Annotated in this window: 12 protein-coding genes; 7 read left to right on the forward strand and 5 right to left on the reverse strand. The window is 54.8% G+C overall.

Annotated features, from left to right (window positions below):
* Nucleotides 1-13 precede the first annotated feature (13 nt).
* The 6 genes from gspL to OGV50_RS22075 all read left to right on the forward strand — a co-directional run bounded on the left by gspL (nt 14) and on the right by OGV50_RS22075 (nt 7951).
* Nucleotides 14-1159 carry a type II secretion system protein GspL gene (gene gspL / locus OGV50_RS22050; RefSeq protein WP_200092310.1) on the forward strand — a complete coding sequence of 382 codons (1146 nt, stop codon included), beginning with the start codon at nt 14-16 and terminating at the stop codon, nt 1157-1159.
* A complete protein-coding gene (locus OGV50_RS22055) occupies nt 1156-1641 on the forward strand; it encodes a type II secretion system protein M (protein WP_012133069.1) in 486 nt (161 codons plus the stop codon). Before gspL ends, OGV50_RS22055 begins: the two co-directional genes overlap by 4 nt.
* A complete protein-coding gene (locus OGV50_RS22060) occupies nt 1638-2435 on the forward strand; it encodes a prepilin peptidase (protein ID WP_286488779.1) in 798 nt (265 codons plus the stop codon). Before OGV50_RS22055 ends, OGV50_RS22060 begins: the two co-directional genes overlap by 4 nt.
* A 264-nt stretch (nt 2436-2699) precedes the next feature.
* A complete protein-coding gene (locus OGV50_RS22065) occupies nt 2700-5408 on the forward strand; it encodes a glycosyl hydrolase family 18 protein (RefSeq protein ID WP_286488781.1) in 2709 nt (902 codons plus the stop codon).
* Between the two features lie 133 nt (nt 5409-5541).
* The gene (iagB, locus tag OGV50_RS22070) at nt 5542-5985 is read left to right on the forward strand and encodes a type III secretion system invasion protein IagB (protein ID WP_286488782.1); all 444 of its coding nucleotides are present in this window, start codon (nt 5542-5544) and stop codon (nt 5983-5985) included.
* 145 nt (nt 5986-6130) lie between these two features.
* Complete coding sequence (locus OGV50_RS22075) at nt 6131-7951, forward strand: glycoside hydrolase family 19 protein (protein ID WP_286488783.1); 1821 nt, start codon at nt 6131-6133, stop codon at nt 7949-7951.
* Nucleotides 7952-8101: 150 nt separating this feature from the next.
* Here the strand turns inward: OGV50_RS22075 and OGV50_RS22080 are convergent, their stop codons facing one another.
* From OGV50_RS22080 to poxB, 4 genes are all read right to left on the reverse strand, one after another.
* Nucleotides 8102-9115 carry a 3-beta-hydroxysteroid dehydrogenase gene (locus OGV50_RS22080; protein WP_012133064.1) on the reverse strand — a complete coding sequence of 338 codons (1014 nt, stop codon included), beginning with the start codon at nt 9113-9115 and terminating at the stop codon, nt 8102-8104.
* A gap of 98 nt (nt 9116-9213) precedes the next feature.
* Entirely contained in the window at nt 9214-10644 is a 1431-nt protein-coding gene (locus tag OGV50_RS22085; RefSeq protein ID WP_104868851.1) for an SDR family oxidoreductase, read from the reverse strand.
* Nucleotides 10645-10654: 10 nt separating this feature from the next.
* A complete protein-coding gene (ltaE, locus tag OGV50_RS22090; RefSeq protein WP_200092323.1) occupies nt 10655-11656 on the reverse strand; it encodes a low-specificity L-threonine aldolase in 1002 nt (333 codons plus the stop codon).
* A gap of 38 nt (nt 11657-11694) precedes the next feature.
* Nucleotides 11695-13413: a ubiquinone-dependent pyruvate dehydrogenase gene (poxB, locus tag OGV50_RS22095; RefSeq protein ID WP_200092325.1), complete on the reverse strand. Its 1719-nt coding sequence runs from the start codon at nt 13411-13413 to the stop codon at nt 11695-11697.
* 153 nt (nt 13414-13566) lie between these two features.
* Between poxB and OGV50_RS22100 the strand changes: the two genes are divergently transcribed.
* Entirely contained in the window at nt 13567-14001 is a 435-nt protein-coding gene (locus OGV50_RS22100; protein WP_024130489.1) for a DoxX family protein, read from the forward strand.
* 89 nt (nt 14002-14090) lie between these two features.
* On the opposite strand, the gene hcr is transcribed toward OGV50_RS22100, so the two are convergent.
* The gene (hcr, locus tag OGV50_RS22105) at nt 14091-15059 is read right to left on the reverse strand and encodes an NADH oxidoreductase (protein WP_134769561.1); all 969 of its coding nucleotides are present in this window, start codon (nt 15057-15059) and stop codon (nt 14091-14093) included.
* Between the last annotated feature and the right edge of the window lie 7 nt (nt 15060-15066).

Raw genomic sequence — 15066 nt, forward strand, 5'->3', positions numbered from 1 at the left:
AAAGTCATAGTCTATGAAACAGGTACTTTTTATTCGTCCCGATGCAAACGTGGACGGGAAAATCGAGTGGTGCGTCTCCGGTAGCCAGCAGGTAGCAACGCTGGAAAGTCGGGATGCGCTGAAAACGCTTGCCGTACATCCCCTGGCGACACGCGTTTGTTTGCTGTTGCCCGCCAGTGAGATGGTGTTCCGTCATTTTACCCTGCCCAAAAAAGGGTTATCGACGGCCTCCACACCGTTTTCATGGCTGGCGGAAGAGACGCTGATCGGCGATGTGGACTCGCTGCACTGGACGGTATTGCGGAAAAAAGGGCGGGAAGTGGATGCCGTGGCCATTGACGCCACCGGCTTTGAGCGCTGGCTTGCGCTGTGCGAAGAGGCCGGACTGAAGGTGATTCAGGTATTGCCGGACGCCATTCTGCTGCCGGTAAACGAAGGCGGCAGTACGCTGGTTTCCTGTGACGAAAGCTGGTGGCTGCGCTTTCCGCCGTTCGGCGCCTGCGAAGCGGATGCTACGCTGCTGCCGCTGTTGCTGGCGCAAGGCGGCGATGGCGAAGTGCGCTGCTACGGCGAAGCGCCTGCGGGTATCGATGTCACTGAACAACTGCCGTGGCAGCATCCGCTGGTATTGATTCAGCCGCAATGGAAAGCGTGTCGCGCCAATATGCTGCATGGCGCATTTGCCGCCTGCGGCAAAGAGGTGGGGCGATTTCGTCATCTGAGGACAGCAATGGCGGTGTCTGCGCTGCTGTCGATGGGGTTGTTGATTGGCCCACGCGTGGCAATGGCATGGATGTTGGTTCAGCAGGAAAATCAGGTACAGGCCGAGATTGCCCAGGTCGCTCAACACTATTTCCCGAGTCTGCGGCAGAAAACCAATATCAAATACCATTTTGGTCAGAATATTAAAAAACAGAGCAAAGGTATTTTTCTGCAACTTGAGGCGCTGGGACAGGTTAAACAGTCTGTGCCTGCTATTGAGATAAATGAAGTGGAATATGACAACGCGCAGAATGTGTTGACGCTGAACGCGGCCTCGCCGAACGCGCAGGCGTTACAGGATTTCGTTACGCAGGCCACTCCCCATTTTGACTTTGCGTTACAACCGGTTTCGAACCAGTCACCCTATACGGCGATCGTGACGGGGAAATATAAATGAAAGAGCGAATTGCACAATTAAAAGCGCGCTATCAAAACTACAGCGATCGCGAGCGTGGTCTTATTACGCTATGTGCGGCGGCGATGTGCTGCGCGGTAATTTATTACGGCGGCATTATTCCGCTGGATCATATGATTCAAAACAGTCAATCCACGTTAATGCGGCAAAAAGAGACGCTGCGCTGGATGCGGGACGAAATCGATAAAAATCATTTACAGGCGAAAGTCTTAAAAACGAACAACCCGCGAACAGTTATTGAAGAGAGCGCGAAAGAGATCCATCTCGCGTTGTCTGATATTCGTCAGGATGAACGCTCACTCTCTTTTGTTGTTGAACAGGTCAATATTTATGAACTGAAAAACTGGCTACGTGAAGTGAATGTTACGTCCGGCGTTCAGTTGCAAAAAATGGATTTGCGGCCGGTCGATCGTCAAAGCGACGTGAAAGCCAATATTACGCTGAGCTGGAATAAAAACGCATGAATACGATCATGTTGTTTCGGGAAAGCTGGCCGATTGGGTTTTGCATAATGAGCGCCTGCCTGGGCGGAATCCTCGGCAGTTTTCTTGGCGTAGTCAGCGAGCGCGTTCCCGCAATGGTGATGGAAAAGGAAGGGGCGGGGAATTTACTTTTTCCTGCCTCGCACTGCGCGGACTGCGGGCATCAACTGGCCTGGTGGGAAAATATTCCGTTACTGAGCTGGTGCTGCCTGCGCGGTCGCTGCCGCCATTGCCAGTCTGTGATTCCCCTGCGCTTGCTGTTGGTGGAGTTAGCCAGCGCGCTTTTTTTTGCGGCAACGGCGGCGGTGCTCCCTTCCTTTGTCACGCTGATCGCGCTGTGGGTTTTATGGTGCGGTCTGCTGCCGCTCACGATGATTGATGCGAAATATATGCTGTTGCCGGATTGTCTCACGCAGCCGCTGCTGTGGGCTGGGCTGCTGCTGCATTGCGTTTTCCACACGATGCCGTTGGCGAGCGCGTTATATGGCGCCGTTGCAGGGTATCTCATTCTGTGGCTGGTGTACTGGAGTTTTCGCCTGCTGACGGGGCGGGAAGGGCTTGGACAGGGCGATTTTAAGCTACTGGCGGCGCTGGGGGCGTGGTGCGGCTGGCAGGCGTTACCGTTATTAATTCTGGTTGCGGCATTAAGCGGTATTGTGCTGTATGGCCTTTTTTACTCTGGCGTAAATAAAGCGGGGCAAATTCCTTTTGGTCCCTGTCTGGCCTTTTCGGGAATGGTGATGTTTATCTTCCAGACATTGCAATTCACATTCTGACGCGGTTGGTCAAGTGTTTTTTTAAATTCTTTCGCCGAGGGAATAAAGGGAACTTATTTATTTTCCAGATTATCATTGTCGCATAAGTTAATAGAATTAATGCTTATGCCATTTTAGGGAGGAGCGTAAAGCGAAATAGACTATTTCATTTTTATAATGGGTTGGTTTCCGTTGTCTTAAATAAATTACTGTTTGCAATTCGTCCATGCTCTAAGGAATGCATGGCTGTTAAATATTCACGAATAAAATTATCAGGAATTAATAATGAAATTTATGAAGCCTAAATATCTGGCACTTTTTGTGGCAGCAGCGACAAGTCCGGTTTTTGCCGCTGCGCCGGGTACGCCGTCTATTACCAGCGGCAATGATAAATTCGCCATTGTGGAAGTGGATCAGGCTGCGCAGGATTATAACAACCTGGTGAAAGTTCATAACGATGGCGTGGACGTCAAGGTGGAATGGAACGTCTGGAGCGGCGATGCACCGACCTCCGCGAAAGTGCTGTTGGATGGTAAGACCGTATGGTCTGGCGCAGGTAGCGCTGCCGGTTCTGCGACCTTCAAAGTCAAAAAAGGCGGTCGTTATCAGGAGCAGGTTGAATTATGTAATACCAGCGGGTGTACGAAAAGCGCCAGCAAGCTGATTATTGTGGCGGATACTGACGGTAGCCATCTGCTGCCGCTGAATACCACCATGAAGGAAAACAATAAAACGTTTGCTCAGCATACCGATAAAGTGGTGGGCGCGTACTTCCCGGAATGGGGCGTGTATGGACGTAATTTCCCGGTGGATAAAATCCCGGCGGCTAATCTGAACCATATCCTGTACGGCTTTATTCCCATTTGCGGCGGCGACGGCATCAATGACAGCCTGAAATCCATCGAAGGCGGCAACAGTTTTGAAGCGCTGAAACGCGCCTGCAATGGCCGACAGGACTATACCGTGGCGATCCACGATCCGTGGGCGGCGCTGCAAAAACCGCAGGCTGGCGTCTCTAACTGGGATGACCCGTATAAAGGCAACTTCGGTCAATTGATGGCGCTGAAAAAAGCGCACCCGGATCTGAAAATCCTGCCATCGGTTGGGGGATGGACGCTTTCCGATCCGTTCTTCCAGATGCATGACAGCGCGATTCGCGCGCGGTTTGTTGCTTCCGTTAAGGATTTCCTGAAGACCTGGAAATTCTTCGACGGCGTAGATATTGACTGGGAATTCCCGGGCGGCGGCGGTCAGAATGAAACGCTGGGCAACCCGCAGCAGGATAAAGCGACCTACACGGCACTGATGCACGATCTGCGCACCATGCTTAACGAACTGTCTGCCGAAACCGGTCGGACTTACGAGTTGACCTCCGCTATCGGTTCCGGTCAGGACAAAATTGAAGACGTGGACTACGCCCAGGCGCAGCAGTATATGGATCACATCTTCCTGATGAGCTACGACTTCTACGGCGGCTGGAGCAACACCGATCTGGGGCACCAGGCGGCGCTGCACGGCGCAGAGTGGAAACCGGACACCAAATACACCACGGAAAATGGCGTCAATGCGTTGCTGGCGCAGGGCGTGCAGCCAGGCAAGATCGTGGTGGGCGCAGGGATGTATGGCCGTGGCTGGACTGGCGTGCATGGCTATACCGGCGACAATCCGTTTACCGGTACGGCTACCGGCCCGGTGAAAGGCACCTGGGAGCCGGGCGTGGTTGATTATCGTCAGATTGTTAACGAATACAAAGGCAAACCAGGCTGGGAATACCGTTACGACGCTGCGGCGGAAGCGCCGTATATTTTCAATAAATCTACCGGCGACCTGATTACCTATGAAGACGCCCGCTCTGCGGCGGCGAAAGGTAAATACGTCCTGGCTAACAACCTCGGCGGCCTGTTCTCCTGGTCTATCGACTCTGATAACGGCGACATTCTGAACGCGATGAACGAAAGCTTGCTGGGTGGGGGGTCTACGCCGGTTGAGCCGGTTGTGACCAACCATGCGCCAGTCGCGACCGCAGTTGACCAGGTCGTAACCGGCCCGGCGACGGTCACGCTGGACGGTTCTGCCTCTACCGACCCGGATGGCGATGCGATCACCTATAAGTGGACGCAGATCTCCGGTCCGTCCGTAACGCTGAACAAGAGCACCAGCGCGAAAGCGAGCTTTAACGTCGCCGCCGTCTCCAGCAATCAGAATCTGGCGTACCGTCTGACCGTTACCGATGCGAAAGGTCTGAGTAACGCCATTGACGTTCAGGTTGTGAACAAAGCGCCAAAAGCGAACCAGGCTCCGGTTGTGAATCCGCTGGAAACGGTGTCGCTTGAAGCAGGCGCAACCTACACGCTGAATGCGCAGGCTGCCGATCCTGATGGCGACGCGTTGACCTACGCCTGGAGCGTGCCGGGCGACATGAACGCGACGGGGACGGACACCTCCAGCGTGACCATCACCGCGCCGGAAGTGAGCTCCGCCTCGACTTACACCGTCAGCGTCGTGGTCAGCGATGGTAAAACCAGCGTGCAGTCCAACGTGCAGATTAACGTTACGCCAAAAGCAGCGCCGGTGCCGTCCGACGAAGGGACGACACCGTCTGATGAAGGCACCACACCAGCCGATGAGGGGACGACGCCGTCTGATGAAGGCGCGGCAACCGGCGGTTGCGACAGCCCGGTTGATGCCAATGCCAGCCACTACGCGGCATGGGACGCCAGCAAAATCTACAACAATGGCGATACCGTCAGTTTCGATCACCTGGTGTGGAAAGCGAAGTACTGGACGCAGGGCAATCAGCCAGGCTTCGGCGTGGACGCGTGGGAACTGGTCAGCCAGGTGAAATTCAACTGGCGTTCCGATGTGGTTTACAACGGCGGTGAGACTACCACCTATCAGGGGTCTGTATACCGCGCCAAATGGTGGACGCAGGGTGATAAACCCGGCAACAGCGACGTGTGGGTGAAAGAAGGCGCCGCCGCAGACTGTCAATAATCCTCTTACCTTAATAATGCGGATACGTTATCTATTCGCGAAGGGTAGCCGCCCCTGTCTGGGGGCGGCCATCTCTAAAAAATAATGTGCATAACGAACAAGGAGCAGATCACCCCGACAGTCGGATGAAAATATGAAACGTTTAATTTTGTTGTTATTGATGTTAAGCCAAAGCGCGTTTGCCAACTGCTGGGACAGAGCCGCAAATTATTATCATGTTGACCCTTATTTATTATTTGCCATTGCGCAAGTCGAGTCTGGCATGAATCCCTATGCGGTAGGACGAAATCACGACGGGACGAGAGATGTCGGGTTGATGCAAATAAATAGTTCGCATTTTTCAGCGCTGGAACGCCGTGGCATTGATGAGTATCGACTGATGCTGGAACCCTGTACATCTATTATGGTCGGCGCGTCGATCTTATCCGATATGATCAAAGTATATGGTTATAACTGGGAGGCGGTAGGCGCATATAACGCCGGGGTTAAAAAAAAGAATTACCCGCAGCGCATGATTTACGCGCATAAAGTCTGGGAAACATACCAGCGTATAAAAATGACCACGCAATATAAATAAATCCAGCCGCTTTTATTTTTTGAAGAATTCCTGCTGGTGTTCTTCGAAAAGTAAAACCCCAGGTTCTGACGTTTGTTTATTCGTGTTGTTAATGGACAACGCAGAATTTGAATTAATCACTATTATACATAAAGGAAAAATTGAAATGAGCAAAAGGACATTATTGAGTGTACTCATTGCGGGTGCCTGTACGGTGCCGTTTATGGCGCAAGCAAATACATTGCAGGCCAGCAGCAGTGAGCCTTACACCATAAAAGCCAGCGATCTGGCGAAAAAGGAGCAGGAGCTGACAAATTTCCCGTTGATGGCTTCGGTGAAAGAGACGATCCAGACGCTGGATAATGCCCAGGTAGAACTCATTGAACCCGGTCGCGCCGCCAACCCGGAAAACGTCAAACGCGTTGAGGGGATCATCAAAGCCAGCGACTGGGAATATCTTTTCCCGCTGCGTGCTAAAGAATATACCTACAGCAATTTCCTGAAAGCAGTCGGCAAATTTCCGGCGCTGTGTAAGACCTATAACGATGGTCGCGACAGTGATGCGATTTGCCGCAAAGAGCTGGCTACGATGTTCGCCCACTTTGCGCAGGAAACCGGCGGCCATGAGAGCTGGCGTCCAGAGGCCGAATGGCGTCAGGCGCTGGTATATGTGCGTGAAATGGGCTGGAGCGAAGGGCAGAAAGGCGGCTATAACGGCGAATGTAATCCGAGCGTCTGGCAGGGGCAAACCTGGCCGTGCGGCAAAGACAAAGATGGTGAATTCCTGAGTTACTTTGGCCGCGGTGCGAAACAGTTGTCCTATAACTACAACTACGGGCCGTTCTCCGAAGCGATGTATGGCGACGTTCGCACGCTACTGGATAAACCGGAGCTGGTTGCCGATACCTGGCTGAACCTGGCGAGCGCTATTTTCTTCTTTGCCTACCCGCAGCCGCCGAAACCTAGCATGTTGCAGGTCATCGATGGCACCTGGCAGCCGAACGCGCATGATAAGGCTAATGGTCTGGTGCCCGGCTTTGGCGTCACCACCCAGATTATCAACGGCGGCGTTGAATGCGGCGGCCCGACGGAAATCGCGCAGTCGCAGAATCGTATCAAATACTACAAAGAGTTCGCTAACTACCTGAAAGTACCGGTTCCGGCAGATGAAGTGCTGGGCTGCGCCAACATGAAGCAGTTCGATGAAGGCGGCGCGGGCGCATTGAAGATCTACTGGGAACAAGATTGGGGATGGAGCTCGGATACGCCGGACGGCAAAACCTATGCCTGCCAACTGGTGGGTTATCAGACGCCATTCAGCGCGTTTAAAGAGGGGGATTACACGAAATGTGTACAGCATTTCTACAATGTGAACATCATTAATGATGACGGTTCTTCGACTAAACCGGATGAAGAGCCCGTAACGCCAACACCGGCTGATGATACGCCTGCACTTGCGCCAGTGCCGGATGAAACGCCAGCAGAGCCGACCACCGTTAACCATGCGCCGGTAGCCCATATCGCAGGGCCGATTGGCGCGGTAGATGCGGGGGCGCAGGTCTCTTTGAGCGCGGAGGGTTCGACTGACGAAGACGGCAACAAACTGACCTACACCTGGCGTGCTCAGGATGGTCAGACCGTGTCTGGCGAAGACAAAGCGGTCGTAACCTTCGCCGCGCCGGAAGCGGCGACCGCTCAGCAGTACGAGGTGAGTCTGACCGTCAGTGATGGTGAACTGAGCAGCACCACCTCTTATCTGCTCAACGTGAAAGCGAAAGCGGCAACGCCATCTCAGGACGACGGCGCTTCGGGTTCGTATCCGGCATGGAGCGCGAACAGCAAGTACAATGCGGGCGATATCGTGAATAACCACGGTAAGCTGTTCCAGTGCAAACCATTCCCGTATAGCGGCTGGTGTAATACGGCGCCGGCCTATTATGAACCCGGCGCGGGTCTGGCATGGTCTGACGCGTGGAGCGCGCTGTAATGACAATATAAAACGATAACGCCTGAAATGCCCGATGGCGAAGGCTTATCGGGCCTGTGGCGGGTGAGTCGTATCTATTGTGCCATCCGGTACAACAACAATCTGACGGCAACCTGATGGTTGCCGTTTTTTGTGTTCACTGTGCGCCGGTCAGCGCGGTAGCTTGCCGTGATCGCGCAGCCAGGCGGCGGTACGCTCAATGCCTTCATCCAGCGTGACGATGGGCTGATAGCCCAGTTCTTCCTGGGCGCGCGTGGTGTCCAGCGTAAAATCGAAATTCAGCTTGGAAACGCCGTAGTGCGTCAGTGTCGGCTCTTTCGCCGATTTATTGCCGAAACGCTCCATGCTGCGGGCGATCATATCCAGCATCGGATACGGAACCGAACGGATTCGGCAATCAATGTTTAATTCATCAATCAGCTTTTGCACAATGCTGCGCAGCGTCCGGTGTTCACCGTTTGTGATGTTATAGACCCGACCAGAAGGCAGCTTGTCACTGCTTTCCTGGCTTGCCAGCCACATCGCATGGACGGCGTTTTCATAATAAGTCATATCCACCAGCGCGCTGCCGCCGTGCGGCAATAGAACGCTGCCGTAGTGGTGCATCATATGCGCCAGACGCGGAATAAAGACTTTATCGTGTGGGCCAAACAGGCTTTGCGGGCGCAGGACGGTAAAACGCGTCTGCGGGTTGGCCTGCGCCAGCAGGTTAATCACCTCTTCACCGGCCGCTTTGCTGCGTGCAAATTCGTTGGCGAAGCGGTGCGGACGAAAATCCTCTTTGATATCGCGATGGTGGTGATAATCAAAATAGAGTGACGGAGAGGAGATATGAATAAAGTTACGTACGCCCCAGGCGACGGCCCATTCGCCGAGGCGTCGGGTGGCGCGGACGTTCGCCAGATCGAAGGCTTCCTGGGTTCCCCACGGCGAGGTGAAACTGGAGCAGTGCCACAGCGTATCAATGCCTGCGAGCATCACTTTTGCCTGCGAAGAGACCAGCTCGGTCAAATCCGCATGGACAAATTCCGCTCCCATTTTTTGCAGCAGCTTGCCCATCGCTTCATTGCGACCGGTAGCTCTGACGCTGATGCCTTTATTGCGCAAAAACTCAACCGCGTTTCGACCTAAGCCGCTGGTGGCGCCGGTAACCAGTACCTTCATATCAATCCACTGTGGTTAATAGAACTTCGTGCGCATTCTTCCGTGAATTACGTCGGTATGCAATGGGAAACATGAAAGAATACAGTATGTTTTTATGATTAATCTGTGATTTGTTCTGCAAGCCGGGCGATTCGCTTTGCCATGCCCCGGAAAATAAAGAGATGCGCCGGGATCATCAGCAGCCAGTAGAAAAGGCCGGGCATCCCGTGCGGGTGCCACCAGGCGCGCACGTCAATTTGCCGGTGATCGCCTTTATCTTCAAGGGTAAAGCTCAGACGGCCAAGGCCCGGCGCTTTCATGCCAAACAGTAAGGTCAGCTGCTTTTCCGGCTCGACAATGATGACTTTCCAGCTGTCCACCGTGTCGCCGGTCTGAAGAAGCGCGTGTTCAGGTCGGCCTTTTGCCAGTCGATGCCCCACCAGCAGATCCATTGCCGCACGCGTTTTCCAGAGAATATTGCCAAAGAAATAGCCTTCTTTACCGCCGAGACGGTTGATCACCTGCCACAGGGCTTTCCGGCTGGCGGAGGTTTTAACCGTGAATCCGGCCTGTTTGGCAAAATAGCCATACTCTGGTCGCCAGCGGGCAAACGCCTGGGCGTCGTATCCCCAGTCGCTGGAGTTGACCAGTTTTTCTTCCTCCTTCAGCGTGCGACGCACGGCATCGTCAAAGGTGATAAGCGTCTGGGGAACCAACGTCCGCAGTTCGGTATCATCGGCCAGCAGGTCATGTTTCAGCCCTTGGATCAGCGCTTTTGCCGTGGTCGGCGGAACGGACGTAATGACATTTAAAAACCAGACTGAAATCCAGCGGGTCGGAAAAGGGATGGGGATCAGCAGGCGATGTTTGCCGCTGACGGCCATAAAGTGCTTGAACTGCTCCTGATAGCTTAAGACCTGCGGCCCGGCGGCTTCGAGAACCCGGTGCTCGCAGGCAGGGTGATCCAGCAACGCCACCAGATAGTGCAGCAAATTTTCCAGCGCGATGGGCGTGGTTCGGGAGCGCACCCAGCGAGGCGGCGTCAGCACTGGCAGGTTGTAGACCATATCGCGCATCACTTCGAAGGCGGCTGAACCTGCGCCGACGATAATGCCGGCGCGCAGTTCAGTCACCGGCACGCCGGATTCGCGCAGCGTCTCCGCAGTTAACTGCCGGGCGCGCAAATGGTCAGACTGCTCATGTTTTGGCGCCTGCAATGAACTGAGGAATATGAGCTGTTTGACCGGTACTTCACGCAGCGCATCGCGCACGTTCATCGCAACCTGGCGCTCATGGGCAATAAAATCGCCGCCTTCGCCCATGCCATGCACCAGATAATAGACGGTGTCGACCTCGCGGAGCAGCGCGGGCAGATTATCCGGCCAGTTGAGATCGACTTTATGACAACTGACGTTAGCCAGTTGCTGTTTTTCCAGCCGTTCGATGCGACGTGCCGCCGCCAGAATCTGGTGCCCTTGCGCGCTGAGCGCCCGCACCAGATGTTGACCAATGTAACCACTGGCGCCAAGAACCAAAATACGTTGCGGCACGTCCGTCTCCTTAGCGGGTTAAAAAGGCGCGCCAGTGGGCGGCGACTTCAGCAAGCTGTTCACGCGATACGTCCAGATGCGTCACCAGACGCACGATTGGCGACGCGTTGATCAGCACGTCACGCGCCTTCATGTATTCGCCCAGCGCCGCTGCGTTCTCTTCACCAACGCGGACAAACAGCATATTGGTGTCGTGACGCATAACATCCGCGCCGGCTTCACGCAGTTGCTCCGCCATCCAGGCCGCGTTGTCGTGATCGTCCTGTAAACGTGCGACGTTATTTTTCAACGCGTACAGCCCGGCGGCCGCCAGAATGCCGGCCTGACGCATACCGCCGCCGGTCATTTTGCGCCAGCGGATGGCGCGCTTAATGTAGTCCTGGTTGCCGACTAACAGTGAGCCTACCGGCGTCCCCAGACCTTTTGACAGGCAAATGGTGAATGAGTCGCAGTATTGAGTAATGTCTTTCAGTTCGCAGCCGTAGGCGACGACCGCGTTAAAAATACGCGCGCCGTCAACGTGCAACGCCAGACCGTGCTCGCGGGTAAATTCCCACGCCTGTTTTAAATATTCGCGCGGCAGCACTTTACCGTTGTGGGTGTTTTCCAGACTGAGTAAACGAGTGCGGGCAAAATGGATATCATCCGCCTTGATCTTCGCGGCGACCTTATCCAGCGGCAACGTACCGTCTGCGGCGGCATCAATGGGCTGCGGTTGAATGCTGCCCAGCACCGCCGCGCCGCCTGCCTCGTACAGATAGTTATGCGCGCCCTGACCGGCGATATACTCTTCGCCGCGTTCACAGTGGCTGAGCAGAGCGACCAGGTTAGCCTGAGTGCCGGTGGGTAAAAAAATCGCCGCGTCTTTGCCAGAAAGCTCAGCGGCGTATTGCTGGAGGGCGTTGACGGTTGGGTCATCTCCGTACACGTCGTCCCCGACCGGGGCGGCCATCATCTCTTCTAGCATGGCACGACTCGGCCGGGTAACGGTATCACTACGTAAATCGATCATTGCACATCCCTATAGTTTAAAAGGCGATGTGCATTGTTTTACCTTAGCCAGTTGGTTTTCGCCAGTTCGATCACTTCATCTCCGCGCCCGCTGATGATCGCGCGCAGCATATACAGGCTAAACCCTTTGGCCTGCTCCAGTTTGATTTGCGGCGGAATGGCCAGTTCTTCTTTCGCCACGACCACATCGACCAGTACCGGACCGTCGATAGACAGCGCGCGTTGCAGCGCCTCGTCGACGTCGGCGGCTTTTTCAACGCGGAGCCCTGTAATGCCGCAGGCTTCAGCAATGCGGGCGAAGTTCGTGTCGTGCAGCTCGGTGCCGTCGGTGAGGTAGCCGCCCGCTTTCATCTCCATTGCCACAAAGCCCAGCACGCTGTTGTTGAAAACAACAATTTTTACCGGCAGCTTCATCTGTACGACAGAGAGGAAATCGCCCATCAGCATACTGAATCCCCCGTCGCCGCACATGGCGATCACCTGACGGCCCGGTTCGGTGGCCTGGGCGCCTAACGCCTGCGGCATGGCATTGGCCATTGAACCGTGGTTAAACGATCCCAGCAGACGGCGCTTACCGTTCATTTTCAGATAACGCGCCGCCCATACGGTCGGCGTGCCGACGTCGCAGGTAAAGATGGTGTCATCTGCGGCGAAACGGCTGATCTGCTGCGCCAGATATTGTGGGTGAATCGCTTTCTCGCTCGGTTTGGCTAAATCATCCAGTCCTTTGCGCGCGTCGCGATAGTGCTCCAGCGCTTTATCAAGGAATTTACGATCGGTTTTTTCTTCCAGCATCGGCAATAACGCGGCGAGCGTGGAGTGAATATCGCCGACCAGCGCCATATCGACTTTACTGTGCGCGCCAATGCTTGCCGGGTTGATATCGATTTGAATGATTTTGGCGTCGGTCGGGTAAAAGGCGCGATAGGGAAACTGGGTGCCGAGCAGGATCAGGGTGTCAGCATTCATCATCGTATGGAAACCGGATGAGAAGCCGATCAATCCCGTCATGCCCACATCGTAAGGGTTGTCGTACTCTACATGCTCTTTGCCGCGCAGCGCATGAACAATTGGCGCTTTAATTTTGGCGGCGAATTCCACCAGCTCTTTATGCGCGCCCGCGCAGCCGCTGCCGCACATCAGGGCGATATTGCTGGAGTAACGTAATAGCTGTGCCAGTTTTTTCAGCTCTTCTTCGGCCGGGGTTACGATCGGCAGCGGGGCATGATACCAGTGGGTGCTGGCGCTTTCCGGCGCCGGTTTCAGCGCAACGTCGCCCGGCAGTACCACGACGGAGACGCCACGATTAAGCACCGCTTTGCGCATGGCGATCGCCAGTACCTGCGGGATTTGCTCCGGGGTGGAAACCAGCTCGCAATAGTGGCTGCATTCGCGAAACAGCTCTTGTGGGTGGGTCTCCTGAAAGTAGCCGCTGCCGATTTCGCTGGAAGGAATGTGGGCGGCGATAGCCAGAACCGGGACGTGATTACGGTGGCAATCGAACAGACCGTTAATCAAATGCAGGTTGCCAGGCCCGCATGAACCCGCGCACACCGCCAGTTCACCGGTGAGTTGTGCTTCCGCGCCAGCGGCAAAGGCGGCGACCTCTTCATGGCGCGTCGACATCCAGTCAATCGTCCCCATCCGGTTCAGGCTGTCGCTCAGGCCGTTCAGGGAGTCGCCCGTCACGCCCCAGATACGTTTCACGCCAGCCTGTTCAAGTGTTTTTGCAATGTAAGCGGCAACGGTTTGTTTCATGGTTTTCCATCTCCTGTAATGTGATACCGGTTACAAGTTTAGATGAAGATAATCGTTACGCTTTGTCATCACCCCTTATTTTCAGCAGCTATATTTCAACCGACAGAACGCGTAATTTAATGGCAAACCAGCCGGAACCAGGAGTCAATTCAGATGGTTACAACGTTATTAAATGCAGTGAACCGTATGCTGACGCATGAAGATTTTGGCAAGTTTCTGTTACGCCTCGCAGTAGGGGGGCTGATGTTGTTTCACGGCCTGCATAAACTGTTCGACGGTATTGATGGCATTAGCAATATGCTGATTGCAAAAGGATTGCCCGGGTTTATCGCCTATGGCGTGCTGGTGGGCGAGGTGATTGCGCCTTGCCTGATTGTGCTGGGTATTCTTACGCGTCCTGCCGCGCTGGTGCTGGCATTGACGATGGTGGTGGCGTGGTTAATGGTCGGCACCGGGAAAACCTGGCAACTGGATGCCGTCGGCGCATGGGCGATAGAAAGTTTAGTTTATTTCTTTATTGGCGCGCTGGCGGTGGCGTTTCTGGGGGCGGGGCGGTTTTCTGTTGCGGGAAATTCGGCCTGGCGGTGAAGAATTGCCGGATGGCGGCGTAAATGCCTTACCCGGCCTGCCGAAAAATGGCAGGCCGGGTAAGCGAAGCGTCATCCGGCAATGAGAGCTTATGCCAGAACTAAATCGCCCTGCGGATGGCAGGAGCAGGCCAGTACATAACCGTCGGCGATTTCCGCATCGGTCAGCGTCATGGTGCTGCTGACCGTATATTCACCGGAAACCACTTTGGTTTTGCAGCAGCCGCACACGCCAGCACGACATGCCACAGTCACCGGAACTTTATTGCTTTCCAGCGCGTCCAGCAGCGTGGTGCCGACAGGCGCGTAAAACTCCTGCGCCGGTTGCAGTTTGGTGAACTTCAGACCCTCCATTGCCGCTTCGGCAACCGGCGTAAAGAACTTCTCTTTAAAGAAGCGCGTTACGCCGAGCGCTTTCACTTCCTGCTCAACCATGTCCATATACGGCGCCGGGCCGCAGGTCATGACGGTGCGCGATGCCAGGTCCGGCACGTTTTTCAGTAATTCAGTGGTCAGGCGACCCGCCACGAAACCGTGGGTCGCATTGTTCTCCGCCACCAGCGTGACCGGGTACTGACGCCATTCCTCAGCGAAAATCACATCCTGCGGCGAACGCACGTTGAAGATCACCTGCACATCTGCCTGCGGGCGGTATTTTGCCAGCCAGCGACGCATCGACATAATTGGCGTGACGCCGCAACCGGCCGCCAGCATCAGGAACTTGTCTTCGGCTTTGTCTTCACAGATAAAGTCGCCCATCGCATCGGACAGCCAGATATAGTCGCCGCGTTTCACTTCGCGGGTTAACCACTGTGAACCTGCGCCTTCATCAATACGACGGATCGTCAGCGTAATGTACTCGCTCACGCCCGGCGTGGACGAAATGGTGTAGGCCCGCAGCGTATCCGCAGAGTTGCGAACGCTGACCAGCGCATACTGACCGGCACGGTACGGATAGTGATCGTGGCACAGTAATGAGAGAGTCCACACATCCGGGGTTTCCTGATGGATGTGATGTACCTGCATCCGCCACGGACACTGAGTGGTTGGCATCGTCATTCTAAAA

This window comes from Citrobacter sp. CK180 (genome assembly GCF_030333655.1).
Lineage (GTDB): Bacteria > Pseudomonadota > Gammaproteobacteria > Enterobacterales > Enterobacteriaceae > Citrobacter_B > Citrobacter_B koseri.